Genomic DNA, 25,490 nt, shown 5'->3' on the forward strand with positions numbered 1-25,490 from the left:
GCCCCGGGGGCTTCCGTGGTGCGGGGGTCAGTCCGACGGGAGACGGAACCAGTGCTCGTCCCCGGCCGCCGCCACGACGGCCTGTTCCCCGGGCAGCACGAGGTTCACGGGACCTTCGAGGGATTCGGGGACGGTGATGCCGAGCCTTCCGGGGAGCAGCCGGATGCGGACGCCGCGGTGTCCGCGGTGGCAGAGCGTGAAGGAGACGGGCTCGATCTGCCCCAGGGGGACGGGTTCGACGTACAGGCCGGCGGGGCCGGTCTCCAGGCCTGTGACGCCGCGTTCCGCGAGGTCGAGGGTGCCGGCCATGGCGCCCAGGTGGATGCCTTCGCCGGTGGTTCCGCCCTGAATGTCGGTGACGTCGCCGAGGAGCGCCTCTTCGCAGTGCTTCCAGGCATCGGGCTCCTCCAGACGGGCCAGTACCCAGCCGTGCACGAGGCTGCTGAGCGTGGATCCGTGGCTGGTGCGCGGCAGGTAGTACGCGACGGTGGCCCGCCATGTCGCGTCGTCGAGCCGGTAGCCGAGCCGGTCGAAGAGGCCGTACAGCTCGGCGGGCCGGAAGAGGTAGCCGAGCATGATCACGTCGGCCTGTTTCGATGCCTGGTAGCGGTTGACCGTGTCGCCTTCGGATTCGAGGATCCGGTCGAGCCGGCGCACGTCGCGGTAGCGGGCGCGGTAGGCCGCCCAGTCCAGCTCGGCCAGCTCTCCGTATCCCTCGAACTGGCTGATGACGCCACGGTGGAACGGGACGTACAGACGGCGGGACACCTCGTCCCAGTGCTCCAGCGCGGCGCGGTCCAGGGCGAGGTTGCCTGTCAGCTCCGTCCGGCGCGCGGGGGGCAGCTCGTCGAGCAGTTCGAGCGCCTGCTGGATGACCCATGCGGCCATCACGTTGGTGTAGGCGTTGTCGTCGATTCCGGGAGCCGTGGCATCCGGATAGGCGTCGTGGTACTCGTCCGGGCCGAGCACACCGCGGATGCGGTACCGCTTTCGTCCGGTGTCGTAGACGGCGGCTCCGGCCCAGAACGCGGCGATCTCCAGCAGGAGTTCGGCGCCGGGGCCGTGCATGAAGCCGGTGTCCCCGGTGGCGCGTCCGTACCGGCAGACGTTCAGGGCGATCGCGGAGCCGACGTGGCGTTGCAGGTGGGAGTGGTCGGGCAGCCAGCGGCCTGAGCGGGGATTGAGGTGCAGGGCCTGGCTCTCCTCCTGGCCGGAGCTTCCGCTCTGCCAGGGGAACATGGCCCCGCTCCGCCCGGCGTGACGGGCGGCGGTGCGGGCGGCCGGCAGCCGTCGGTGGCGGTACATGAGCAGGGCCCGCGCCACGTCGGGGAAGTGCAGGGTGATGTAGGGCAGGATGAAGAGTTCGTCCCAGAAGACGTGGCCCCGGTAGGCCTCGCCGTGCAGCCCTCGGGCGGGGACGCCCACGTCCAGCTCGGCGGTGTGCGGGGAGAGCGTCTGGAGCACGTGGAAGAGGTGGAGCCGCAGGATCCGGCCCTTCTCCCCCGAGACGCTGATCTCGCCTTCTTCCCAGAGCCGTTCCCAGGCCGAGTGCTGTGTCGTGAGCAGTGCCGGGAATCCAGGTGCCTGTGAGGCGCGTTCGATCGCGCGCTCCACGAGGTCCCCGGCGGGCCGGTCGAGGGAGGTGTACAGGGCTGCTGTCTTCACCACCGTCGCGGATCGCCGGGGGGCGACGGGCAGCCGGAACGTCTGTACCGTTCCGGTCGCGGTGGGGCTCGTCACGGCGGGTGCGCCGGGTCGGGTGACCGTCCTGGCGGCGAGGGCGATGTCGATGTGGGAGGAGGTGGTGCGGCAGGCGATCCATGCGACGCCGTGCGGTGCGAAGCCCGTCCGGTGATCCGTGAGGTGGTGGCCGTCGAGCCCGCTGTAGCGATCCACGCCCGCATTGGTCACCGCTCCGTCGAGCCCTGATTCCACCTCGACCAGGCCGCTCCAGCCGTACGCACGGAACGTGGTCCGTTGGGCGGCCAGGAACGGGTCCCCCATGTGCACGATGCGGACGTGGGTGACGCCGAGGCGGCGGCCCTGGCCGTCCTGGAAGAGCATGTGCCGGGTGAGCGTCCCCCGGCGCAGGTCGAGCACCACCTTGTAGTGCAGCATCCCCGGGTCGTCGGGAGTCAGCCAGCCGCCCGCGAGCCCGTCGTCGGCTACGCAGCGGTACCGCAGTGCCGTCCAGTTGGGCAGGTTGACCATGTCCTCGTTGTCGACCTGCTGTCCGGCCACGTGCGAGGTGAGCCGGTTGTAACAGCCGGCGGCGTACGTGGCGGGATAGTGCATGGGGCCCGCCGGGGTCTCGGGGGCCGCGCCACGCGTGGCGAACCTCCCGTTGCCTACGGTGCACAGGGCTTCCACGAGTCGCTCGGTCTTGGGCTCGTAGCAGTCGTACTCCCACGTCCACGAGGCGGTCACGGTCCTGCCCCACAGACGGTATCGGCGACGGCGAGGAGTTCGGCGGCGACCAGGTCCGCTCCTCGTTCTCGCAGTGCCCGCGCGGTGGTGGGGGTCATCGTCCGGTCAAGGCCGATCACGAGGCCGAAGTGACCACGCCGACCTGCTTCGACACCCGCGAGGGCGTCTTCCACCACCGCGCAGCGGGCGGGGTCCGCCCCGAGCCGCTCGGCGGCTTCGAGGAACAGGGCGGGGTCCGGCTTGCCCGCCAGTCCCAGCTCGGCGGCGTCCGTGCCGTCCACCACCGCGTCGAAGAAGCCCAGAAGCGAGGCTGATCCGAGAAGTGGCCTGGCATGCCGGGAGGCCGATACGGCGGCACATGCCACACCTTGATCCCGCATCCGGGCAAGCGCCGGAGCGACGTCGGCGAAGGCGTCGACGGTCCCGGCCTCCAGCGTGCGTACGAACTCCTCCTCCTTGCGCGCCGCGACCGCCCGGACCGTGTCGTCGCCCGGTGCGCTGTCGGGGCTCCCCGTCGGCAATTGGATGCCGCGGGAGGTCAGGAAGGAGTTCGCCCCGTCCAGCCGGGGCTTGCCGTCGACCCACTGGCGGTACTCACGGTCCGCGTCGAAGGGCGGCTGCCTCCCGTTGCCGGACGCGGCCCAGGCGTCCAGACAGCTGTCGAAGGCGGTCTTCCAGGCCGCGGCGTGCAGTCGTGCCGAGTCGAGCAGCACCCCGTCGGTGTCGAACACGACGGCACGTGGCGCCATCACGCGGATCGCGCGCGACGGCCGCTGATCCGGTCGGGGGTGATGGACATCCAGTGCGTGCGGGGGCCGCCGGCCCAGGGCAGGGAGCGCGCGACCGAATACAGGTGGCTGACGCGCGCCCCGTCCGTGACGCCGGACACCTCGCCGACGGCCATGACGCTCCAGCCCTCTCGCATCGCGTCGTCGATGTGGTCCACCTCGAAGGCGACCTCGGTCCCGGATGCCTCGGCGAGCCGTGAGTTGGCCGCCGTGCGGAACGCGATCTCGTTTCCCACAACGACATAGTTGACAGGAAAGACGGCAAGTCCTTCCATGCCGGAGAACCCGACCCGGCCGATGCCGTGGGTGGAGAGCAGGCGGAGACACTCGGCCTCACTCAGCACCGTCAGCTCGGAATCACGCATCGCGGTCCCCATGCCGGGGGGACTGTCGGTCGTTCTCCCGGTCAGCTCGGCGACGGTGGTCCCCAGCCCGTCCGCGAGACATACGAGCATGCCCATGCTGGGCGCCGCCGCCCGCTCCTCCACGTACACGATGTACGACGTGGCGGCTCCGCAGCGCTCTCCAAGTTCTTCGCGCGTGATTCCCAGCTCTTCGCGGCGGGCGGTCACGCGTCGTCCGAGGTCGCCGCGGGCAGCCGGAACCTTGATCGGGGACCTACCTGCTGTGGCCTCTCCCATGATCGTCACACCCTTGCAGTTGGTAGCCGGTACAGAATTTTTGCGACGCACCAGGCGTTAACCTCAGGCTGTACCCGGCACCGGTGCAAGCACAGGGCCGGACGGTCCCCTACCGGGGCCGGTCGGGCCCATTCGGCCCACACGCGCTCCCCCGAACCGCGGCCCGAGGTCCTGGCGCGGGGTGTGGGCGCCATCAGCCCCCGCGGGTCCGGTACGTCACTGTGCGGGAGATCCACTACCGCTGTCCGCTTCCGGAACCAGTCGGCGGTGGAGTTCCGTGGTCATCGCGTGGATGGCGCGCGTCAGTTCCGTATTGGTCTTGAGCTCCAGCTCCTGCTCGACGAAGTCGTGGTCGGCCTTCGCCTGCTGGAACGCCGCCTGCCGGTTCTGGCCGATCATCACGAACGTCGACAGGAAGATCGCCTCCAGGGAGACGACGAGCGTCAGCATCGGCCAGGGATCGGCCTCCACGAACAGCATCCAGAGAGCGAAGCCGATCGCGTGGAGATAGACGAACGGCATGGAACCGGCGAACCTCGTGATCGCGTCGGCGACGCGCAGCTGGACATCGGCGGCCCGGTTCGTGCGGTGTGCGACGACCACCGGATGATGCCGCGCCCCTGTCTCCGTCTCGGCCTCGGCCTTTGTTCCCTTCACCTGCCTGCCTCCCCGGGACGAGCGCCCTGACACGCTCCCGCGTCGTTTCCCGGCGTACCGCCAGGGCCCGCCGTCAGCCGGGGCGGCGGGCCCTGCCGGTACGCCTGCCCACACTCCACGCCGGGCCGCCGGCACAGAAGGGGCCGACCGGCCCCCTACAGGGGCCGCACCTGCCCTTCCCTCCCCCGGCCCGCGGGAGCACGGTTCGGATATCGCCTCGTCCGACGCATGCCGCAGCAGCCCGCGGTTCGAAGGAGCACTGATGACCACCACGTACCGGATCGCGGAGCTGGACGCGCACTGGCGCGCCGCGAACTATCTGGCCGCCGGCCAGATCTACCTCCTGGACAACCCGCTGCTCACGGAACCGCTGCGGCCGGAGCACATCAAGCCCAGACTGCTCGGCCACTGGGGCACCGCACCCGGCCTGAACCTCGTCCACACCCACCTGAACCGGGTGATCAAGGAGCGTTCGCTGGAGGCCCTGTGCGTCTGGGGACCCGGCCACGGCGGGGCGGCCGTCCTCGCCAACTCCTGGCTGGAGGGCACGTACAGCGAGGTCTACCCGGACATCGGCCGGGACGCGGACGGGATGCGCAGGCTGTTCCGCCAGTTCTCCTTCCCCGGCGGCGTGCCGAGTCACGTCGCGCCGGAAACGCCGGGCTCCATCCATGAGGGCGGCGAGCTCGGCTACTCGCTGGCCCACGCGTACGGGGCCGCCTTCGACCACCCGGAGCTGCTGGTCGCCTGCGTCATCGGCGACGGCGAGGCGGAGACCGGGCCACTGGCCGCCTCCTGGCACTCCAACAAGTTCCTGGACCCCGTCCACGACGGTGCCGTCCTGCCGATCCTGCACCTCAACGGATACAAGATCGCCAACCCGACCGTGTTGTCACGCATCCCCGAGGCGGAGCTCGACGCACTGCTGCGCGGCTACGGACACGAGCCCTTCTACGTCTCCGGCAGCGACCCGGCCCTCGTCCACCCGGCCATGGCCCGAGCCATGGACCAGGCCCTCGACCGTATTCGCGCCATCCAGCAGGAGGCGCGGGCCGCGGGCACGGATCCGGGCGCCGAGCGCGCACGATGGCCGATGATCGTCCTGCGGACCCCCAAGGGCTGGACCGGCCCCGAGACCGTCGACGGCCAACCCGTCGAGGGCACCTGGCGGGCGCACCAAGTGCCGCTCGCCGGGGTCCGCGAGAACCCCGGACACCTGAAGCAGCTGGAAAGCTGGATGCGCTCGTACCGCCCGGAGGAGCTCTTCGGCTCCGAGGGCCGTCCGGTGCCCGCCGTACTGGCCTGCGTACCGGAGGGTGAGCGCCGCCTGGGCGCGAGCCCGAACGCCAACGGCGGCCGGCTCCTGCGCTCGCTCCCGCTGCCCGGGCTCGACGCGTGGGCCGTGCCCGTGGAGAAGCCCGGAAGCACCCTGCACGAGCCGACCCGCGTCCTGGGCCGCTACCTCGCCCAGGTCATGAGGGACACGGCCGGACGGCGGGACTTCCGGGTCGTCGGACCGGACGAGACGGCGAGCAACCACCTCGACGACCTGTACGACGTGACGGGCAAGGCCTGGCAGGGCATGACGGAACCCACCGACCAGAACCTGTCCCACGAGGGCCGGGTCATGGAGATCCTTTCCGAGCACGTGTGCCAGGGCTGGCTGGAGGGCTACCTCCTCACCGGCCGCCACGGCCTCTTCTCCACCTACGAGGCCTTCGCCCACATCGTCGACTCCATGGTCGGCCAGCACATCAAGTGGCTCAAAAGCGCCCGCGAGCTGTCCTGGCGCGCGCCGGTCGCCTCCCTCAACTACCTGCTCACCTCGCACGTCTGGCGCCAGGACAGCAACGGCTTCTCCCACCAGGACCCCGGATTCGTCGACCACGTCCTCAACAAGAGCCCGGACGTCGTACGCGTGTACCTGCCGCCGGACGCCAACACCCTCCTCGTGGTGGCCGATCACGCCCTGCGCAGCCGCGACCAGGTCAACGTGATCGTCGCGGGCAAGCAGCCCTGCTTCGACTGGCTGCCCATCGCGGATGCCCGCGCGCACGTGGCGCGCGGCGCCGGCGTCTGGGAGTGGGCGGGGACCGAAGACGGCTCCCGCGAGCCGGACGTCGTGCTCGGCTGCGCCGGCGACGTACCCACCATGGAGGTCCTCGCCGCCACGGCCCTGCTCCGCGAACACCTCCCTTCGCTGGCCGTACGGGTCGTCAACGTCGTCGACATCGCCCGGCTGCTGCCCCACGAGGAACACCCGCACGGCATGACCGACACCGAGTACAACGCCCTCTTCACCACCGACAAGCCCGTGATCTTCGCCTACCACGGCTATCCCTGGCTCATCCACCGCCTCGCCTACCGCCGGACCGGCCACGCCCAGCTCCATGTGCGCGGATACAAGGAGTCCGGCACCACGACCACCCCCTTCGACATGGTCGTGCGCAACGACCTCGACCGGTACCGGCTCGTCATGGACGTCATCGACCGCGTCCCCGGCCTCGCCGGGCGCGCCGGGGTACTGCGCCAGACCATGTCCGACCAGCGGACCCGCCACCACGACTGGATCCGAGCCCACGGAACCGATCTCCCGGAGGTTGCCGACTGGTCCTGGCCTTACTGAGCGGCCGCTCCGGGGCAGAACACGGGGGCCGCCCGGGTCCGGGAGGGTACCGAACGGCCCTTCCCGGGCCGGCCGCCACCGGCGGAGACTGAAGGCGGACCCGAACGGAGAACCGCCATGAGCACCTCTTCCCAGCACCGGCTCACCTCCTCCCCCAACCGCTTCGACCACGCCTTCTCCCCGGAGCAGCGGGGCAGCCTGCTGGCCCTCGCCCACGAGGCGGACTTCCCCGCCGGCGCGCGCCTGTTCAACCAGGGCGGCCACACCAGCCACTTCTGGGTCATCCGGTCGGGCAGCGTCGGCATGGACGTACATGTCCCCGGCCGGCAGGCCGCGGTCGTCGAGACGGTCGGCCCCGGCGAGCTCGTCGGCTGGTCCTGGCTGTTCCGTCCCTACACCTGGCACTTCGGCGCCGAGGCCATGACGCCCGTGCGCACCGACGAGTTCGACGCCGCCGCCGTGCGCGAGCTGATGGACGCCGACCCCGCGCTCACCTCCGCGATGTGGCAGTGGGTGGGCCAGGTGCTCGCCCACCGGCTCGTCTCCGCCCACATCCGGCTCCTCGACCTTTACGCGCCCCACGGCAGCGGAAGCCACATCTGAGATGATCGACCCCAGACGTAACCCGACCCGAGGGCGTGGCGCGGATGTCCGATGCACCAAATGCGGCCCCGGCACCCACCCGGGTGTTCCTCCTCGACGACCACGAGGTCGTCAGGCGCGGCCTGCACGACCTGCTGGACTCCGAGCCCGACATCGAAGTGGTCGGCGAGGCCGCGACGGCCGCCCAGGCCCTGGCCCGGGGGCCCGCGCTGAGGCCGGACGTCGCGGTGCTCGACGTCCGGCTGCCCGACAGTGACGGCATCACCGTCTGTCGTGAGCTGCGCTCGCGCATGCCGGATCTCGCCTGTCTCATGCTGACGTCCTTCGACGACGAGGACGCGCTGCTCGACGCCATCATGGCCGGCGCCGCCGGGTACGTCCTGAAACAGATCAAGGGCTCCGACCTGGTCGCCGCCATTCGCACCGTGGCGACGGGGCAGTCGATGCTCGACCCGGCGACCACGGCCCGCCTGATGCGCTCGCTCCGGGATCCGGGCGGCAGCAAACCTCAGGAAGACCAGCGGTTGACGGTGCTCTCCGAGCGCGAGCGCGCCGTACTGGAGCTGATCGGCGAGGGCCTCACCAACCGCCAGATCGGCAAGCGGCTCTTCCTGTCCGAGAAGACGGTCAAGAACCACATCTCCCGGCTCCTCGCCAAGCTCGGGGTCGAACGCCGCGTCCAGGCAGCCGTGATCGCCGCCGAGGTCCGCGAGCGCGACGAAACCGGTCGCTGACGCGCGTACTCACATGGGAGGAAGGAGCGGGATCCGCCAGTCCAACCGGGTTCCGTCACCGTCCGCGCGCGGGGAGAGGGACAGCGCGCCCGCGCGGGCCTCGGCGCGCTCCGCGAGGTTGCGCAGCCCGCTCCGACGGCCGTCCTCCGCGACGCCCACGCCGTCGTCACTCACCGTCACGGTCAGCACGCCTTCCGCCAGGACGATCCCGACCTCCGCACGAGCCGCCCGCGCGTGCCGGGCCACATTGGTCAGGGCCTCGACGAGGACGGCGACCACTTCGTCGGCGACCGGGGCCGGCACGTCGGTGTCGATCAGCCCCTCCATGCGCAGGGCGGGCGTGAACCCGAGGAGCGCAGCCGCCTCGCCCACGGCCCGCACCGCGCGGACCCGGAGTCTCGGCGTGCTGTCCGCCGCGTCGTGGTCACGGAGTCCGAAAATGGTCGTACGGATGATCTTGATGGTCTCGTCCAGGTCGTCGATCGACCGGCCCAGCCGCTCGGACGCCTCGGGGTGCTCCACGAAGCGCTGGGCGCTCTGCAGGGTCATCCCCGTCGCGAAGAGCCGCTGGATCGCGAGGTCGTGCAGGTCACGGGCGATCCGGTCGCGGTCTTCGAGCAGGCTCACCTGTTCACCGTCCCGGCGCCGGTCGGCCAGTTCCAAGGCCAGGGCGGCCTGACCCGCGAAGCCGGGCAGGGGCGCCACCTCGGTCGCGGCGAACGCCCGCCGTCCGGTACGCCGCGCCAGCATCAGTACACCCCGTAGCTTCGCCCGGGTGCCCACCGTGACGGCCACGGCCGGCCCGAAGCCCGTCCAGACGTCCGGCTGCGCCGCCACCCGGGTGTCGGTGGCCACATTCGCCAAGGTGACGAGTCCGTCCCGCGCCATGCCAGGCCCGGCCAGAATCCCCTCGCCGCCGGGCAGGACGATCCCGCGGTGCGCTTCGGCGCCTTCCCCCAGGGCCAGCGAGCCGCGCAGCTCGCCGCTGGGCCCCACCTGGTAGAAGACGCACATCTCGGCCGAGATGATGTCCCGGGCCCGCTCCAGCATGCCTTCCAGTACTTCGATCTCGGAGGAGCCGGACAGCAGCGCGCTCGTGAAGTCGGAGCCGGCCGCCTGCCAGCGCTCCCGGAGGCGGACCTCCTCGTACAGGCGGGCGTTGTCGATGGCCACTCCCGCGGCGACCGCGAGGGTCGACAGGACCCCTTCGTCATCCGCGTCGAAGTCCGTGCCGCCCCGCTTCTCCGTCAGGTAGAGGTTGCCGAACACCTCGTCCCGGACCCGGATCGGCACGCCGAGGAAGGAGCGCATCGGAGGGTGGTCATCCGGAACACCAGCGGAAGCCGCATGTTCCGAGAGGTCTCCCAGGCGCAGTGGCCGCGGGTGCCGGATCAGCTCGCCCAGCAGTCCGTGCCCGGTGGGGAGGGTGCCGATCCTCGCCCGGAGCTGGTCGCTGACGCCCACCGGGATGAACTCGGCGAGTTTCTCGTCGTCTCCCACCACGCCGAGCGCGCCGTACTCCGCGTCCACGAGGACGACAGCGGCCTCCACGATTCCGCGCAGCACCTGGGCCAGGTCCAGCTCCTGCCCCAACGACATGACCGCCTCCAGCAGGCCCGTGAGCCGGTCACGGGTGCCCCGCGCGTCACGGATCTCCGCCTGCAGCGCGTCCAGCCTCGGCTGCGGAATCGGGCTCGTCGGCGCATCGCGATCGTCCCCGACCATGGACACCTCCGACGGTATCGAGGGGCTCTGCGCACCAGTCCGGCCTTCAGCGTAGCTGTGGAACGGCGTCGGGGGTGCTTTCACACCATCACCCGGACCGGCGCGAGGAATGGGCTGCGGGGGGCAGTCATGGGACCGAAGGTCCCATGTCCGTCACGCACCGATTCACCGACCGCACCCGGCCGGGACCGGTCAGCCTGGCAGAGGGCCCGTTCGGCCCTCGCACTGTGGGCGGACGCGGCGGATGGTGGCTGGTGAGGGCGCTCCACAAGGTGCGCTCACCGGCCGGAGCCGACAGGAGGGCCGCTGATGAAGCATGCCAAAGTCGGCTTCCTCATGACCGACGAGGTCATCTCGGTCGTCGGGCGCACTCCGTCCGCGGACGTGGCCGCGCTGCTTGTCGAACACGACATCAGCGGGGTGCCTGTCGTGGACGCGGACGAGCGCGTCCTCGGGGTCGTTTCGCGGACCGATCTGCTCGTCCAGGGCCGCCTCACCGCTCAAGACGTGATGACCGCGCCGGCCGTCACGGTCCACGCCGAACAGACCGTCACCGAGGCCGCCCGCCTCATCACACGACGGGGCGTGACGCGACTGCCGGTGGTGGACGAGGAGGACCGTCTGGTCGGCATCGTGACCCGACGGGACCTGCTGCGCGTGTTCCTGCGCCCGGACCACGAGATACGCCGCGTGCTGGTCGAGGACGTGCTGGCGGACACGATGGGCATCGCTGCCGACGCCGTGAACGTGCGTGTCGTGGACGGGATCGTCACCTTGGACGGCCGACTGGCCAAAAGCAGCCAGATTCCCGTCGCGCTCAGGCTCGCAGGGCAGTTGGACGGCGTGGTCGCGGTCATCAACCAGCTCACGGCCCACTCCCACGACGCCCGCTCCCTCACCGCTCCGCCGGCCCGCAGCGCCGAGGACGTACCCCGCTGACGCAGGATGCGGACCGTTCGGCCCCTGCCCGCCCCGCGCGACCATGAGAGCGAGGCGGGCTCGCCACACCCGGTCGCACCGTGCCGAGCCCCGCGGACGGACCCGGGTCATCCCCCTACTCCGCCAACACGCTTCGTGAGGAGCACCTTCATGAAAGTCCTGATCTTCGCGCTGATCGCCCTGGCCGCCGTTGCCCTGATAGGGCTGTCGATGGCCCTGAAGATCGTCAAACAGTACGAGCAGGGCGTGCTGTTCCGCTTCGGCCGGCTCATCGGCACCCGCGCGCCGGGCCTACGGGCGATCGTGCCGTTCGCGGACGTCCTGCACCGGGTGTCCCTGCGGATCGTCACCATGCCCATCCAGTCCCAGGGCATCATCACCCGGGACAACGTCAGCGTCGACGTTTCCGCGGTCGCCTACTTCCGCGTCGTCGACGCCGTGAAGTCGGTCATCGCCATCGAGAACGTCGGCGCGGCCATCAACCAGATCGCCCAGACCACCCTGCGCAAGGTCGTCGGGCAGCACACCCTCGACGAGACCCTCTCGGAGACCGACCGCATCAATCTCGGCATCCGCGAGATCCTCGACGTCACCACCGCGGAATGGGGCGTCGAAGTCACCCTCGTCGAACTGAAGGACATCCAGCTGCCCGACAGCATGAAGCGCGCGATGGCCCGCCAGGCCGAAGCCGAACGGGAGAAGAGGGCCAAGATCATCAACGCGGAGGGCGAATCGATGGCCGCCGCGGCACTCGGGGACGCCTCCGACACGATGATGGCCCACCCCCTCGCCCTGCAACTGCGCAACCTGCAGAGCCTCGTGGAGATCGGCGTCGACAAGAACACCACCGTGGTCTTCCCCGCCCCGCTCATGAGCACCATCGGCGAACTCGGCGCCTTCCTCGCCCGCGAGTCCTCCGCAGCCGCGGCCGCGCCGGTCCAGGCACCGCCCGTGGTGGAACTCGCCCCGTCCCTGCCCAACGGAGCGGCCAAGACCGTGTGACCGACAGTTGGCACCGCCGGCCCCGCGTCAGCACCGGCGACGCGGCACACCCGGGTCCGTCAGGCCTTCTGGATGCGCGACGGGTTCGACACGACCAGGTCGTCGTGGAGCGGCCCGCCCAGCACGACCTTCAGCGCGCCCGTCTCACCGGCGCGGGAGAACACCTCGTACGCCTCCTCCATCTGCCCCAGCTCGAAACGGTGCGTGATCAGCGACGAGGTCGGCAGCCGGCCCGCCGCCAGCATGCGCAACAGCATCGGCGTGGAGCTGGTGTCCACGAGCCCGGTGGTGATGGTCACGTCCTTGATCCACAGGTCTTCGAGGTGCAGGGTCGCGGGTTTGCCGTGGACGCCCATGTTCGCGACCCGGCCGCCCGGACGGACCATGCGGGTGCACATCTCGAAGGTCTCGGGCACGCCGACGGCCTCCATCACGACATCCGCGCCGAGACCGTCGGTCAGGGCGCCCACGAGCGCTTCCGGTTCCTCGGCGGCGTTCACGACCGCGTCCGCCCCAAGCTCTCGTGCCTTCGCCAGCCGGGACGGCGCGAGGTCGACGGCGATGACGCGGGCCGGCGAGTAGAGCCGTGCCGTGGCGATGGCCGCGAGTCCCACGGGGCCGGCCCCGACCACGACCACGGTGTCCCCGGGCCGCACGTTGCCGTTCAGCACTCCCACCTCGTAGGAGGTGGGGAAGATGTCCGCGAGCAGAACGGCATCGGCGCTGTCGACCGTGCTCGGCAACGGGTACACGGAAAGGTCCGCGAACGGCACACGGACGTACTCGGCCTGGGTTCCGTCGATGGTGTGGCCGAGCACCCACCCACCTCCCCCGCGGCACTGCCCGTAGCGGCTCTCACGGCAGAACCTGCACCGGCCGCACGAGGAGATGCATGACACCAGCACCCGGTCGCCGGCCCGCACCGAGCGGACGTCACCGCCGCTCTCCACCACCGTTCCCACGGCCTCGTGACCGAGCACCCGCCCCGGAACCACATCCGGCAGGTCACCCTTGACGATGTGCAGGTCCGTACCGCAGATGGTCACCGCGTCGACGCGCACGATCACGTCGCCGGGATCCTTGATGCCCGGATCCGGGACCTCGTGCCACGCGGTGCGTCCAGGCCCCTGGAAGACGAGTGCCTTCATCACGCCACCTCTCCTCGTGTCGTGCACGCTCCGGCAAAGTTCACCTCATGCTGTCCCCGCCGCTCGGTTCCCGGCCAGGGCCGAACGGTCCCGCACCGGGGCCTGACAGGCCCGTCCGGCCCTTGCCGTGGACGTGTGATGGTGGATGGCGGGGCCGCTTCCTCCACCGGAGGCCGGCCGCCGCTTTCCAGGACAGCCCGGAGAACCTGTCGCCGTCTCATCGAGGACCACGCCATGACCTCCAGTCCGCACCTCGTCCGCGACGTGATGACGAGAATCGTCGTCAGTGTCACGCCCCTCGCCGAGTTCAAAGGGATCGTCGCCGTCATGAACCAGTGGCGAGTGACGGCAGTACCGGTCATCGAGGGGGAGGGCGCGAGCAAGGTCATCGGTGTGGTCTCGGAAGCCGATCTGCTTCCGAAAGAGGAGTTCCGCGGTCACGACCCCGGTCTCATCGAGCAGATGCAGCGGCTGGGAGACACGCTGAAGGCCGGCTCGACCCTGGCCAAGGACCTGATGACTACCCCCGCCGTCACCGTCGGGCCCGACACCACCCTGGCCCGGGCGGTCCGGATCATGGCGGAACGGCACATCAAACGACTGCTGGTCGTCGACCCGGACGGCACCCTCCAGGGCATCGTCAGCCGCACCGATCTGCTCAAAGTGTTCCTGCGCCCCGACAGCGAACTCGCCGACGACGTACGGCGCGAGGTCGTCGGCCGGCTGTTCCCGCTCGCCCAGCACCGGGTGCGGGTCGATGTCCACCACGGCGTGGTCACCCTCTCCGGCGGCATCCTCGACGCATCACTCATTCCGGTGGCAGCACGGCTCGCACGCGCCGTGGAAGGCGTGGTCGACGTCAACTGCGCCCTGACCACGTCGGCATGCCGAGGCCTACACGCCTTCGACTCCTCGGATGGCACGGCAAGATCCGGCGAGCCCAGGGGAAACGGGATACCCGGACGGTGATCGCTCCGCCGCCGCGTCAACGTTTTGTGGGCCCTGATCCGTGACCGTCGCCACCGCCGCACATCACCGGTTAGCGGCCGTTCGCTGGAGATCCACGAGATCCCATAGGCGTGTGCGAGCGCGAGTGCTGGGCCAACGTGGCGAAGCGACCCAGCATGTTCATCGGCCGGACTACGCCCTCGACGTAAGCACTCCCCCCACCGGTTCAACGACTGGGTGCGGCAGTCGGTAGACCGATCCGCAGCGTGGACTCCTTCGACTGGACCTGACCACAGCCTGGTTCACATGAGACACGACCTCAAGATCAGGAAGCCCCTCCAGAGACGGCGTTCCCTTCCGCCGACCTCTGGAACCGGAACGAGATGACAGCAGCCTCATCCGACCGCAACCCCGGGCATCAGCACGGTTCAGCGCACCCTTCCCCTAGGCTTCAGGCGAGTTGGGGGCAGTTCCGGAGCCGGAATCGGAGGGCCGTCGTAGCCCTTGACCTCGCCGTAGCGGGTGCCGTTCATCCAGTCCTCGCGGAAGCCTGCGACATCCTCCTGGGACCGCCCGATCCAGTTCCAGAACCATTGGATCGTTGGGCGTTTCCGCAGGTCAGGACGTTGCGAGCCCCTGGAAGTCAGCAAAAGTCAGCATCGTGGCACCCACCCACGGGTCTGACCAGGGGGATTTATTTCTTCCGGGACTGGATCGGCGCGGTTCCGCCGCCCCACCTACCCGGTAACGGCCCATGATTGCATTCGCGGCAGGCTGGGCGGACCCGCCATACGCCAGCCAGCGTCGCTCTCTTGCGGCCCACGGCAAGGCTCAGCCGATGGTGCGAGTGCGCCAGGTCGCTCGACCCGGGCCCACATGGCTCTCGATTGCTCGGCGCTGGTGACACCGACTCGTCACCGGCTTACTCAAAGCCGCCGGTCCGGCGTCGCGACGACTAGGCAGGACCCGCTTGCCCGGCCTGGCGGCCCGGCGGGCCGGACGGTCCGCCGAGGACGGGTGATTCAGTCAGCGATCCGGGCATGGGCGGTCCCTCACTCGAAAGCGGCGGCTGCCTCGCCCAGCGCACGGGCCACCGCCTCGGGGGCGTACGGGGTCTGGGCGCCCGCCCCTTGCCGTCAACGAGGCCGTGCACGTGGCGAGGCCCGGCGGCCGGGTCGTTCTGCGGCCGGTTCTGCTCTCCGCCGAAGATGCTAGCCAGCACCTCGCCTCTTCGCCGACCGCCCTCGAAAAGTCCGCTCTGATCGACGTGCACGACCAGGACGTCGCAGCTATCGATCACATCCGATATGCCGGGGGCGTGGACGGTGTCCGACCAGGCATCCAGATTCCTGCCGAACCAGTCCGACAGCCCGCACGGCTCAGCGACCGCGTCCCACGATGCAGACCTCAGGCGTCGGCGTCACAGGATCCGCTCGGTCCATGTCACGGGCGTCCGGCCGCTCACGATTTCCAACGGAAGATGGTAATCGAACTCACGTGACCCCTGGGCCGATATCCATTCGGCCATCGCGGCCACGGCCTCACGTAGCCCGACCTCTGTGCGGTAGCCCAGGAGCACACGCGCCTTGCCGGAACTACAGGTCGCTTGATGCACTTCGAGTGGCCGCCCGGGGACAAAGATCGGGTTGCACGGGACATCCAGGACATCAGCGATCGTTTGCGCCAGCTCGAGAATGGTAACGGGGTTCTCGTCGGGCCCGATATTGCCCACCTCACCTTGGATTCCCTCATTGAGCCCGAGCTCAATCAAACTCGGCACCACGTCCGATATGTGACTGAAGCAACGCCGTTGCGATGTCCACCGGGGCTGGCGCCATGTCCTCCGCGAAGGGAGGAGATCACGCGCCGTAGCGGGCCATCGACGAACAGTGGACGAAACGCTTGGCTTCCGCAGCCACGGATGCCGAGAGGATGGCGATGGTCGAATGGCAGGTGTGCTCGTTGACGAGATACGGCGAGAAGACGCTCAGCCCTCATACGGAGCTGTCGCGCAGTGATACACGAGTTCTGCACCATCCAGCATGTCGGCGTACTCCGACAATCTCCCCGGTAATCCGCCGTTCTGAACTCGATGGCCGCCGGAATGTTGTCCTTGTATCCGCCGAGCAGATTGTCGATGCCCTTGACCTCGTGGCCTCACCCCGCAAATTCCTCAGCCGTATGGCTGCCCAATACCCCCGCGACCCTGTAACGAATACCGGCTTCTTCACAAAGACTCCTCTGCGTTCTCGATGACAGTGTTTGTCCGGCCCGGGGCCCATGCGGCGTCCTCCTTGATGGGGGCTCAACGCGCCTCCTATCCCTCGAAGAGCTCCCGGTCAAGGAGGGAGGGCAGCACCATCGGGGCGTCCTGGAGGCTCTCCGCGGCGACGAAGGCACCCGAGTGGCTTTCATCGACCCTCGTCGGGGCAGGCCCCTAAGATGACGTGGTGATCGAGATTCCGAAAGCTCTCGCCCAAGGCACCGTTGCACGTGAAGGGCGTGCAGGTTCCGAATGGATCGCGTCGCTCCCCGGGCTGGCCGAGGAACTCCTGACCCGCTGGGACCTCACCCCCACCGCACCTGCCCTCCACGGGCAGGTCGCGATCGTCATTCCGGTACGGGTTGGAGACAGTTCAGCCGCCGTACTCAAGATCTCGTTCCCGCACCCAGGCAATGTCCACGAGCCGGACGCGTTCGCGGCCTGGGCAGGTCGTGGCGCAGTTCTGCTGTACCGGCGCGACGACGCGTTGTTCGCCATGCTGTTGGAGACGGCCGGCCAGGACACACTGACTGCAGTGGCGCGGGTCGATGATGCAGTGGCCGCAGCCGGCCGACTCGCTCGCCGGCTGGCCACGCCCGCTCCGGCGGCCGTGCCACGGCTACGGGACGCCGCAGGGCAGTGGGAGCAGGAACTCCGCGACGACGAGGTCCTTCTCCACCATCCCCTGCCCCGCCGCGTCGTGGACGCGGCGGCCGCGACCTTGCGGGAACTCGGCGTCGACCAGCCGGAGACACTCGTCCACGGCGATTTGCACTTCACCAACGTCCTGCGCGCCGAGCGCGAGCCATGGCTGGCCATCGACCCGAAGGGCTACGCGGGAGATCCCGCCTACGACGGCATCACGCTCCTGCGCGGCCGACCCGAGGACTTCCTTGCGGACCCTGATCCCGACGCGCATCTCCTGCGCCGCCTGGCGGTGTTCTCAGAAGCCGCGGAGATCGACCCCGAACGCGGCCGCCGCTGGGCCCAGGCACGCGCCGTACAGGCCTCGCTCTGGGGCCGCAAGCACGGCGACCCGGACTGGGTCATCGGGATGAGCGACCGAATAGCGAATCTGCTCGTCTGAGGACGGGCAGCGCAGGCGGCCGGCGGTGCCGGCCCCTGTGCGGCGCGTGCGTCCGGGATCCCCCGGTCAGCCGTGGAAGACGAGGATGCGGTCCGGGACGACGCGTACGACGACACGCTCGTCTCCTGGGGCGTCCCAAGGATAGGGGCGGGTCCCTCGGTGGCGCTCGTGGAGGAAATCGATCAGCTCCCGGCCGCCTTCCTCTATCTGTGCCCTGCCCCGGATCTCCACGTAGTGGTCCTCGCTGTCCGGAGGGGTGATCAGGACGGTGACGTATGAACTGCGCAGAATGTTGTCGCATTTCCGGCGGCCCTTGACGGTCGCAAACAGCACGTCGTGCTCGGTGTAGTGCGCCCACACCACCGAGAGCTGCGGCCGTCCGTCGGGCTCGACCGTGGCGATCGTGGCGCATGCCTTGGCTTCGAGCCAGAGTCCGACCTCTTCCGGAAGCCGCTGCTTGTCACGCGGGACGGGCGGAGTCCAGGGGTGGTCATTCGATGCGGTCGTCATGGGGTTTCTCTCTTCGACTACTTGATTGGGGCGCCCGCCGACTGCGGGACGCACGACAGCAGGGCGGCTGTCAGCGGACTTCGTATCCCTCGAAGAGCTGCCGGTCAAGGAGGGAGGTCAGTACCATCGGGGCGTCCTGCGGGGTCTCCGCGGCGGCGAAGTCCCAGAAGATCTCGCGCAACTTCGCGTCGCTGAACTCCTCCTGTTCACGGGCGAGTTGCTCCTGACCCTCGTCCCAGATCCGGGAAACAGGCGCATCCTTGACGTTGCCCAGCGGGTGGGCGCTGTACAGGCGGCTCATGGTGACGTCACCCGTCGCGGAGATCGCAACGCTGGTGTCCTTCACCAGGTAGGGGAACATCACGACATCCTGGTACGAGGCGAGCTCCTCCCCCGGGATGAGGTAGGGGGCGTTGAGGTTCAGGTCGAAGTCGATGGCCGGGACCCGGCGGCGGAACTCCTGGACCTTCTCGTGGATCTCCATCGTTTCGGCCTCGGTGAGCAGCAGCCGGTTCCGGCCGCCGCGCCCGTGCGACCGAACCAGGATCAGGTCCTGCCGCCGGAAGCCGTGCTTGCGCAGGTCGTCGGCCAGGTCGAAGACGTTGTGCTGGTTGGTCTTCATCACCGTGGTCAGCACCTTGAAGCTGTCGACACGGTCCCGCAGGTAGGCCGAGTTCTCCATGACCTGGTCGTATCGGTCGACGAGGCGGACCGCCTCGAAGGTTTCCCTGGTGCCGTCCATGCTGACGCGCAGCGAGGAGATGCCGCTGTCGATGATTCTGTCCATCTGGTCACGGCTGAGGTTGGCCGCGTTGGTGATGAGCGTGACCGTGGAGTGCTTGAGCTTGGGGACGACGTCCAGGAGATCCCAGAACCCCTTGCGGATCGTCGGCTCGCCGCCGGTCAGTGTGATCTCGAAGGTCTCCATGCGGTCGAGGTCGAGCATGACCTCCTGGATCTGCTCGATGGACAGCATGCGGCGCCGGATGTGCACCGGGATCTCGCCGGTGTTCGTACGGCAATGGATGCAACGGAGGTCACAGGCATACGTGACGTCCAGGCTTGCGCGCACCGGTCCGCGGTACCCACTCATCGGGCGAACTCCTTGTCGAGGTCTTGCACGAATGTCTCGGTCCTCAGGCGGGATTCCCACCATGCGTAGGTCAGTTCCACGCCTTCGGCGAGGCCCACCGGGTCGGTCAGCGGTCCAAGGAGCCTGCGCTCCAGCGTCACGTCGGCGCGGAATTCCTGGATTTCGTTCCTCCGCTCCGGCAGGCGCCGCACGGCGGCGCCGGAGTGCACCCGGCTCACGGCGTCGGCCACCTCCGCCACCGAATGGGTGACGCCGCTGCCCAGGTTGATGGTGGGCACCGAGGAAGCGGTGGCCACCCGGGCTAGCCGGGGGATGAGGTCCGAGATGTACGTGAGGTCCCGGCGCTGGCGAGCGGACCCTTCCAGCGGGAGCGGCTGCCCCTCCAGCACGCTCTTGCACAGCCGCGGCACGAGGGCGTCAGGGCGTTCGTGCGGCCCGTAGACGTTGAAGAAGCGGACCACCGTGACGTCGATGCCGAGGCCGACGGCCTCCTGGTACGCGCGGGAGATCATCTCCAGGGCAACCTTCGATGCGGCGTACGGTGACCTCGGTGCGAGCGGGTCGCCCTCGGCCGACGGCAGCGCGGCCGCCTCCCCGTACACCTCGCAGGTGCTGGCGATGACGACCTTTGACGTGCCTGCAGCCGCTGCCAGACCCAGGAGATGGGACACCGAGGCGACGTTGTCCAGGTACTCGAGGGGGCGACTGAACGACTCGGGAACGCTCTTGTGGGAAGCGAGGTGGTAGACGACGTCCACGCCGTCCAGATCACTCGCGTCCATGTGGAGCACCGGCTTCTGCCGGAACTCTCCGCGCACCTCCGTGAGCGGCTCCACCCGGAGGTCGTCGATCGTGACGACCTCCGCCCCCAGGGATTCCCAGAAGGCGACGAGGTGGCTGCCGATGAATCCGGCGCCCCCGGTCACCAGGACCTTCCTCACATCCGATATCTGGCGCAGCATATGAGTCAGTTCCCCCATGTGGATTTCCCGTCGGCACCTGTGTGCGGTGGCACCGACGTCTGAGATGTTCTAAATGCAGGACCGGAAGGCGGTGGTCAGCCGCGATACAGGCGCTGGATGAAGCCGCCGACGTCCACGAGGTGTGCGGGTTGCGGGACGTCCGGCAGCAGCTGGCCGTACGCTCGGAAGAATCCGTTCATGCTCGGAGAGTCGGGGAAGTATCCATGCGAGGCGGAGGTGACGCTCTCGCGAGCTGGTCCGGGACCGTACTGGAATTCGCGATGCGGCCCGCAGGTGATCGCCAGTCGGCCCAGCCTGGGGCTGCCCCAGGGAAGCTGCCACAGCTCGGCGGTCGCCGGCGTGACGGCTTCCACCGTGTCGTCCACTGCCGTGAGCGCCTGCGTCAGCCGCTGCTCCTCTTCGGGGGAGAGCGGGGTGTCGGCGTAGAGGTAGGCGATGTTGCTGTCCCCGCGGAAGGTCATCTCCTGCCCGAGGTCCAGCCCGGCGAGTACTGCGTTGGGGCGCAGGTGCGTCTCGACGTAGTCGATGCCGTGGTCCGAGAAGAAGACGTAGTCGGCGTCGTCCCCCACCTGAAGCGCGATCTCGCGGACCTGCCGCTCGATCAGCCGGTAGGCGTCGAGGATCTGTTCCTCCGCACGTTCCCGCTGCGCGATGTCGCCGCGGACCGCGTGCCAGTACAGGTATTCCTGGGCGTGGTCGGCCTGGTTGAAGCGGACGAACAGCACGTCCGGGTCGATGTCGGCGAGCACCGCGAGAGCGATGTCCTTGACCCACGGCGCGCGCGGGGACTCGTGGAAGTCGTGGTCGGGGTTGGCCGTGTAGTCGGGAGCCAGTGTGCTCGCCCCGTGTTCTGGGTCCGCCTTGGCCAGGAGATCCTCCATGGCCGCGCCGTACGGGGTGCTCAGCACGGCTGTGCCGGCCGTGAACTCAATCCGCTCAGGGGTGATCTGGCGAACCGTCAGCGGTATGGAGAGATGGCCCGTCCCGGCCATCCTGACCTCCAGGCGCCGTGCGACGCCGAGCTCGAACATCACCTCGCTGCCGCGCGGGTCGCCGGTCACCAGGACCTGGCCGGTTGCGTTCTCGCACGGGCGGAACGTGAGGCGCACGGTGTGGTCGAAGTACGTCAGCTCCGCGGCCCCGGCGCCACGCTCCAGCACGACGGCTCCCGAGCGGGCCGCAGCGTACAGGCAATACACGCTCGGGAGCGCCGCCTCGCTGGCCGCGCCCGAGAAGGTGTGCGGGAACTGCACCGCGGCGGCGGACAGCCCGTTCTCCTCGCACCAGTCGAGCAGGGAGGGGGTCGTCAGGGTGGATCGCTCGTACGGGTGAATGGAGGTGAAGGGGTTGCCGGACAGCGCCTTGATGTCCGCGACGGGCTCATCGGACCAGAAGGCGTTGCCGACGATGCCGTGGTCCTGAGGATGCCGGCCGGTGAGGAACGAGGCGTGCGCGGGCGCCGTCGACGAGGGGAACACCGTGGGCAGCGCGCAGACCGGGGTGGACCGAAGTCCCGGTACCCAGCGGTCCACGGCGAAGAAGTCGTGCCTGTCGACGATCTCCGGCACTCCCCCGTCGATGCAGAAGATGAGCAGCTTTCGCTGCGTCTTCGGTTCGGTTACCTGCATAGTGCGTCTCCGGAAGCTCCGTCGGCCTAGGCGGCCGGTGGGGGGTTCGGGTGGTCTAGGTGGGTCGTGTCGTTGTGGCTGTGCAGCAGCCAGGAGCCGGCGGCGCAGCCCGGCCGATGCTCCCAGTGGGTCACCGCGGTATGCGCGACAGCGAGTTCGACGCGCTGTCCCGTGCCGCAGAGGATCTCGAACATCGCGTCGAAAACTCCGCTGTGGGTCACAAGGACGACCTGCCGCCCCGGTGCGCTCACGCTGCACAGCTCGGACAGGAAGGCCGAGACGCGCTCCAGGAAGAGGTCCCAGGTCTCGGCGCCGCCGGTGTCCCGGCCGCACCATGGCGCGCGCAGCCGTTCGCGGGGCCCGGAAAGTCCGGTGTCGTCGGCAGTTCCCGGGCGGATCTCGTCCAGCCGGTGGTCGACCTCCGCCACGATGCCGGTGGCGCGGGCGATCTCCTGGGCGGTCTCCCGCGCCCGGCCCAGTGCCGCCGTCCGCAGGTCGGTGACACCGCTGCACGCGAAACGCTGCGCGACGGCTCTGGCCTGGCGCACGCCGTCCTCGGTCAGCCTCCGGTCTCCCCGGCGGGTGTCTCGGCCATGGCGTACGAGGTGAAGGTGCACGGCCCGTTCACCCCGCGTCGGGTTTGGTGTGCCAAGCCCATGCGGAGCTGAGGATTTCGTGCAGGCCGTGTTCTGCCCGCCAGCCGAAGGCGCGCTCCACGAGCCCGGCGTCCGCCCACGAGGCCGCCATGTCGCCGGGCCGGCGCGGGGCAAAGTCCAGGGGTACCTCTGCGCCGCTGATCCCGCGCAGTCGTTCCACCAGGGCGAGCACGCTGACTCCTTCCCCGCGGCCGAGGTTGTACGTGCCGCAGCGCCCGGCTTCGCCCAGCCCCTCGGCGACGTGGACATGGGCCCGGGCCAGGTCCATGACGTGGATGTAGTCGCGCAGCGCCGTCCCGTCCTCGGTCGGGTAGTCGGTGCCGAAGACCTTCAGATCCGGCAGCAGGTTACGGGCCACTGCGACGGCCCGTGGCACGAGCTGCCGCGCTTCGGCGCTGGAGTACTCCCCGAGTGAGACGTCCGGCGCCGCTCCGGCCACGTTGAAGTAGCGCAGGCATGCGTACCGCATCCCGGTCTCGGCGGACTGGCTCGCCACCAGTCGCTCCCCGACGTACTTCGACTCGCCGTAAGGACTCTGGGGGGCGGCGGGGGCCGTCTCGTCCACCGGGCACACCTGCGGCGTGCCGTACACGGCTGCCGACGAGGAGAACACGAAGCGCTCGACCCCACAACTGTCGGCTGCTCGCAGGAGGTTGACCGTCCCGGTGACATTGACGTCGAAGTAGCGGGCCGGGTCCTGACACGACTCCTCGGGGGACTTCAGCGCGGCGAGGTGGATGACGCATGCGGGCCGGAACCGGTCGAAGGTCTCCTTGACGGCCTTCTCGTCGCGGATGTCTGCGACGACGAGAGGCGTGCCGGAAATCGCCTCCCTGCGTCCGGAGGAAAGATTGTCGATCACCTGGATCTCGTGGCCGCGTGCCGCCAGTTCCCGCACGACGAAGGAGCCGATGTATCCCGCGCCTCCGGTGAGCAGCACCTTCACGCGTTACCTCCGCTTCCGGCTTGCACCATGACGAGTTCCCGGCCGAGGACGAACGCCTCGGCCGCCTGCACGCCCACCTGGACCCCCCGGTAGCCGGCCAGCGCCCGGACGCCATGGGGTGACCTCGGGTGCGGCGCGTCGAAGACCTCGTAGCGATAGGCCTCCAGAGCGTGGCATTTGGCCTCGACGAAATCGCCGATATCCTGGTAGACGGTCGGCAGGAAGGCCTCGGACGGCCTCGTCTGCTGCTCCGTCGACGACAGGACCTCGAATTGAAGGACGCGCCGGACGGTGCCGGTCGCCATGATGCGGGTGGCGTACACGACCGACCGGGCCAGCAGCCGGTGGTCGGCGTGGATGTCCCCCGCGTGGTGGGTCAACACGGTCTCGGGCTGCAAATCCTCGATGACTTCGCTGATCAGCGAGACGACCCGGCCCTGCGGGCCGTCCGCGATGAGCGTCCCGTCAGCGGTAAAGCCGCCGAACCGTACGTCCTTCACGCCGAGCCGGCGGGCCGCTTCCCGGCAGGTCTCACGTGCCTCCTCCAGGGTGATGCCCCGGTGCCTGAGCGAGACGCCTTCCGCGACGATCAGGATGGTGACCGCCTGGCCGGCGGCGGCCATGGCCGCGATGGTCCCTCCGGCGCCGAGCACCTCGTCGTCCGGGTGGGCGACGACGACGAGCGTACTCATCGTTCCTGCCTGTCGAAGCGCCCGCGCCGGACGAGTGCGCCCATGCGGAATAGGGTGGCCACCAGCTCCCGGTGCGCGGGCTCGTCCGAACCGGCGAGCAGCAGGGGGTCACCGGCGGCGACCGACCGCTCGATGAGTTCCCGCGCCGGAGCGTCGACCGGCAGGAGCTGCGAGGTGCGGGGCACGAAGACGAAGCCTCCCTCGCTCTCGGTGCGCAGCCGTACGCCGTCCCACTCCGCTTCGGTGAGTACGACGTCCAGCGGCAGCGCCTCGATCGCCAGCAAGTCCAGGCGCCAGGAGAGGAATTCGGTGCGTCGCTCGAGCCGATGCTCCGTCAGGATCGCATCGCGGCCCTGCCGTCCCAGCTCGGCGGCGAAGGCCTCGTCCAGGATCAGCCGACGCATCGCCTGCCCCAGCTGATCGGCGTTCTCGACGAGGAGTCCGCTCACCCCGTCCGTGACGAACTCGGGGATGCCGCCGATGCGCGTCGCGATCACGGGCCGGGCCGCGGCCATGGCTTCCTTGAGTGCCAGCGGGCCGGTCTCGGGCACGCTGCTGGTCAGGACGACGGCGTCGACCGCGGCGAGCACTTCGGGGATGTCGTCGCGGTGGCCGACGAAGCTCACCCGGTCCGCCACGCCCAGGTCGGCGGCCTGCTTCTGCAGTTCGGCGAGCATCGGGCCGTCGCCCACCACCAGAAGACCGGCGGCCATGCCGTCCTCTTCCAGGACGACTTGGGCGAAGGCCTCGACCGCCTGGCCGATGTTCTTCTCCCAGGAAAGCCGGGCCACGACGGCGAGAATGAAGCCCTCTGAGTCGAGACCCAATTCCTTGCGGACGGCCGAGCGGCTCGCGGCGGCGGCGCGCTCCACGAACTCCCGGCTGACGCCGCTGGTGATGACTTCCACCCGGCCCTCGAGGCCCGGGATGCCGGTGGTGGCGAACTGGCGCTCGGCCTGCTCCTTCGAGGTGGCGATGATCAGGCCGGTACGGGCCAGCAGCCGCTCGGTGTCCGCCCCGGGTTCCAATGGGAACGCGGAGTGGCGGTAGAGGACCAGGGCCGGTCGCAGTTCGTGAATTGTTTCGCAGGCCAGCCAGGCCGCGGAGTCGTGACGACCCGTCACGCAGACGATGTCGGGCTGCTCCGGACCTGCCGCCTCGGCGAGAGCGGCGGCCGCGGCCTCTCTCGACTCGCCGAAGGGCGGCACCTCGATCACGGGCAGTCCGGCCGCCCGCAGCCTGTCGCCCATGGCGCTGTGCTGCTCGACCACGGTCGTGACGGCGTGTCCGGCCGCCCGCAGGCCGCGGACGGTGTCGAACATGTAGCGATGCTTGCCGCCCCACACCTGGTCGGAAACGGTAACCAGAATTCGCATCAGCGGGAATCTTGCCTT

At 69.4% G+C, this 25,490-nt stretch carries 22 protein-coding genes and 1 pseudogene; 7 read left to right on the plus strand and 16 right to left on the minus strand.

Translation table 11 applies throughout. The features are described from left to right. Positions 1 to 27 precede the first annotated feature (27 nt). From ACZ4XJ_RS03910 to ACZ4XJ_RS03925, 4 genes are all read right to left on the minus strand, one after another. The gene (locus ACZ4XJ_RS03910) at positions 28 to 2,427 is read right to left on the minus strand and encodes a glycoside hydrolase family 65 protein (protein WP_468495203.1); all 2,400 of its coding nucleotides are present in this window, start codon (positions 2,425 to 2,427) and stop codon (positions 28 to 30) included. After that, on the minus strand, positions 2,424 to 3,176 hold the full coding sequence (locus ACZ4XJ_RS03915) for an HAD-IA family hydrolase (RefSeq protein ID WP_468495204.1): 753 nt from the start codon (positions 3,174 to 3,176) through the stop codon (positions 2,424 to 2,426). The genes ACZ4XJ_RS03910 and ACZ4XJ_RS03915 overlap by 4 nt, the downstream gene beginning before the upstream one ends. Continuing rightward, positions 3,176 to 3,856, minus strand: a complete 681-nt coding sequence (locus ACZ4XJ_RS03920; RefSeq protein WP_362877141.1) for a helix-turn-helix domain-containing protein — start codon at positions 3,854 to 3,856, stop codon at positions 3,176 to 3,178. The genes ACZ4XJ_RS03915 and ACZ4XJ_RS03920 overlap by 1 nt, the downstream gene beginning before the upstream one ends. A 216-nt stretch (positions 3,857 to 4,072) precedes the next feature. Continuing rightward, the gene (locus ACZ4XJ_RS03925) at positions 4,073 to 4,513 is read right to left on the minus strand and encodes a DUF1003 domain-containing protein (protein WP_468495205.1); all 441 of its coding nucleotides are present in this window, start codon (positions 4,511 to 4,513) and stop codon (positions 4,073 to 4,075) included. A gap of 262 nt (positions 4,514 to 4,775) precedes the next feature. Between ACZ4XJ_RS03925 and ACZ4XJ_RS03930 the strand changes: the two genes are divergently transcribed. The 3 genes from ACZ4XJ_RS03930 to ACZ4XJ_RS03940 all read left to right on the plus strand — a co-directional run bounded on the left by ACZ4XJ_RS03930 (position 4,776) and on the right by ACZ4XJ_RS03940 (position 8,476). Next, positions 4,776 to 7,139, plus strand: a complete 2,364-nt coding sequence (locus ACZ4XJ_RS03930) for a phosphoketolase family protein (RefSeq protein ID WP_468495206.1) — start codon at positions 4,776 to 4,778, stop codon at positions 7,137 to 7,139. A 117-nt stretch (positions 7,140 to 7,256) separates the two neighbouring features. Further along, a complete protein-coding gene (locus ACZ4XJ_RS03935; RefSeq protein WP_362877101.1) occupies positions 7,257 to 7,742 on the plus strand; it encodes a Crp/Fnr family transcriptional regulator in 486 nt (161 codons plus the stop codon). 44 nt (positions 7,743 to 7,786) lie between these two features. After that, complete coding sequence (locus ACZ4XJ_RS03940) at positions 7,787 to 8,476, plus strand: response regulator transcription factor (RefSeq protein ID WP_362877100.1); 690 nt, start codon at positions 7,787 to 7,789, stop codon at positions 8,474 to 8,476. Between the two features lie 9 nt (positions 8,477 to 8,485). Here ACZ4XJ_RS03940 and ACZ4XJ_RS03945 read toward each other — a convergent pair whose 3' ends face one another. Beyond that, a complete protein-coding gene (locus tag ACZ4XJ_RS03945; RefSeq protein ID WP_468495207.1) occupies positions 8,486 to 10,201 on the minus strand; it encodes a sensor histidine kinase in 1,716 nt (571 codons plus the stop codon). A 309-nt stretch (positions 10,202 to 10,510) separates the two neighbouring features. Between ACZ4XJ_RS03945 and ACZ4XJ_RS03950 the strand changes: the two genes are divergently transcribed. Further along, positions 10,511 to 11,140 (plus strand): CBS domain-containing protein, encoded by a 630-nt coding sequence (locus ACZ4XJ_RS03950; protein WP_362877098.1) that lies wholly within the window; start codon positions 10,511 to 10,513, stop codon positions 11,138 to 11,140. A 150-nt stretch (positions 11,141 to 11,290) separates the two neighbouring features. Further along, positions 11,291 to 12,142, plus strand: coding sequence for a slipin family protein (locus tag ACZ4XJ_RS03955; protein WP_468495208.1), 852 nt, complete (start codon positions 11,291 to 11,293; stop codon positions 12,140 to 12,142). A gap of 59 nt (positions 12,143 to 12,201) precedes the next feature. Here the strand turns inward: ACZ4XJ_RS03955 and ACZ4XJ_RS03960 are convergent, their stop codons facing one another. Beyond that, on the minus strand, positions 12,202 to 13,290 hold the full coding sequence (locus ACZ4XJ_RS03960; protein ID WP_468495448.1) for an alcohol dehydrogenase catalytic domain-containing protein: 1,089 nt from the start codon (positions 13,288 to 13,290) through the stop codon (positions 12,202 to 12,204). A 234-nt stretch (positions 13,291 to 13,524) separates the two neighbouring features. Here ACZ4XJ_RS03960 and ACZ4XJ_RS03965 point away from each other — a divergent pair, with 234 nt between their 5' ends. After that, positions 13,525 to 14,259: a CBS domain-containing protein gene (locus ACZ4XJ_RS03965; protein ID WP_468495209.1), complete on the plus strand. Its 735-nt coding sequence runs from the start codon at positions 13,525 to 13,527 to the stop codon at positions 14,257 to 14,259. A 407-nt stretch (positions 14,260 to 14,666) separates the two neighbouring features. Here ACZ4XJ_RS03965 and ACZ4XJ_RS03970 read toward each other — a convergent pair. Both ACZ4XJ_RS03970 and ACZ4XJ_RS03975 read right to left on the minus strand, forming a co-directional pair. Further along, positions 14,667 to 14,828: pseudogene (locus ACZ4XJ_RS03970) on the minus strand (pirin family protein); the annotation flags it as partial. Between the two features lie 830 nt (positions 14,829 to 15,658). Continuing rightward, a complete protein-coding gene (locus tag ACZ4XJ_RS03975) occupies positions 15,659 to 16,021 on the minus strand; it encodes an NAD-dependent epimerase/dehydratase family protein (protein WP_468495210.1) in 363 nt (120 codons plus the stop codon). A 667-nt stretch (positions 16,022 to 16,688) separates the two neighbouring features. Here ACZ4XJ_RS03975 and ACZ4XJ_RS03980 point away from each other — a divergent pair. Continuing rightward, positions 16,689 to 17,588 carry an aminoglycoside phosphotransferase family protein gene (locus ACZ4XJ_RS03980; RefSeq protein ID WP_468495211.1) on the plus strand — a complete coding sequence of 300 codons (900 nt, stop codon included), beginning with the start codon at positions 16,689 to 16,691 and terminating at the stop codon, positions 17,586 to 17,588. A gap of 66 nt (positions 17,589 to 17,654) precedes the next feature. On the opposite strand, the gene ACZ4XJ_RS03985 is transcribed toward ACZ4XJ_RS03980, so the two are convergent. The 8 genes from ACZ4XJ_RS03985 to ACZ4XJ_RS04020 all read right to left on the minus strand — a co-directional run bounded on the left by ACZ4XJ_RS03985 (position 17,655) and on the right by ACZ4XJ_RS04020 (position 25,472). Next, a complete protein-coding gene (locus ACZ4XJ_RS03985; RefSeq protein WP_468495212.1) occupies positions 17,655 to 18,098 on the minus strand; it encodes a TIGR03618 family F420-dependent PPOX class oxidoreductase in 444 nt (147 codons plus the stop codon). A 70-nt stretch (positions 18,099 to 18,168) separates the two neighbouring features. Beyond that, positions 18,169 to 19,191, minus strand: coding sequence for a radical SAM protein (locus ACZ4XJ_RS03990; protein ID WP_468495213.1), 1,023 nt, complete (start codon positions 19,189 to 19,191; stop codon positions 18,169 to 18,171). Beyond that, positions 19,188 to 20,117, minus strand: a complete 930-nt coding sequence (locus ACZ4XJ_RS03995; protein ID WP_468495214.1) for an NAD-dependent epimerase/dehydratase family protein — start codon at positions 20,115 to 20,117, stop codon at positions 19,188 to 19,190. Before ACZ4XJ_RS03995 ends, ACZ4XJ_RS03990 begins: the two co-directional genes overlap by 4 nt. Before the next feature lie 131 nt (positions 20,118 to 20,248). Continuing rightward, the gene (locus ACZ4XJ_RS04000) at positions 20,249 to 21,802 is read right to left on the minus strand and encodes an alkaline phosphatase family protein (RefSeq protein ID WP_468495215.1); all 1,554 of its coding nucleotides are present in this window, start codon (positions 21,800 to 21,802) and stop codon (positions 20,249 to 20,251) included. A 26-nt stretch (positions 21,803 to 21,828) separates the two neighbouring features. Further along, on the minus strand, positions 21,829 to 22,419 hold the full coding sequence (locus ACZ4XJ_RS04005; RefSeq protein ID WP_468495216.1) for a histidine phosphatase family protein: 591 nt from the start codon (positions 22,417 to 22,419) through the stop codon (positions 21,829 to 21,831). Between the two features lie 7 nt (positions 22,420 to 22,426). Beyond that, positions 22,427 to 23,404, minus strand: coding sequence for a UDP-glucose 4-epimerase GalE (gene galE, locus ACZ4XJ_RS04010; protein WP_468495217.1), 978 nt, complete (start codon positions 23,402 to 23,404; stop codon positions 22,427 to 22,429). Then, positions 23,401 to 24,096: a PIG-L deacetylase family protein gene (locus tag ACZ4XJ_RS04015; protein WP_468495218.1), complete on the minus strand. Its 696-nt coding sequence runs from the start codon at positions 24,094 to 24,096 to the stop codon at positions 23,401 to 23,403. The genes galE and ACZ4XJ_RS04015 overlap by 4 nt, the downstream gene beginning before the upstream one ends. Next, positions 24,093 to 25,472, minus strand: coding sequence for a glycosyltransferase family 4 protein (locus ACZ4XJ_RS04020; RefSeq protein ID WP_468495219.1), 1,380 nt, complete (start codon positions 25,470 to 25,472; stop codon positions 24,093 to 24,095). The genes ACZ4XJ_RS04015 and ACZ4XJ_RS04020 overlap by 4 nt, the downstream gene beginning before the upstream one ends. Between the last annotated feature and the right edge of the window lie 18 nt (positions 25,473 to 25,490).

It is taken from the genome of Streptomyces sp. NPDC029836, assembly GCF_055574495.1.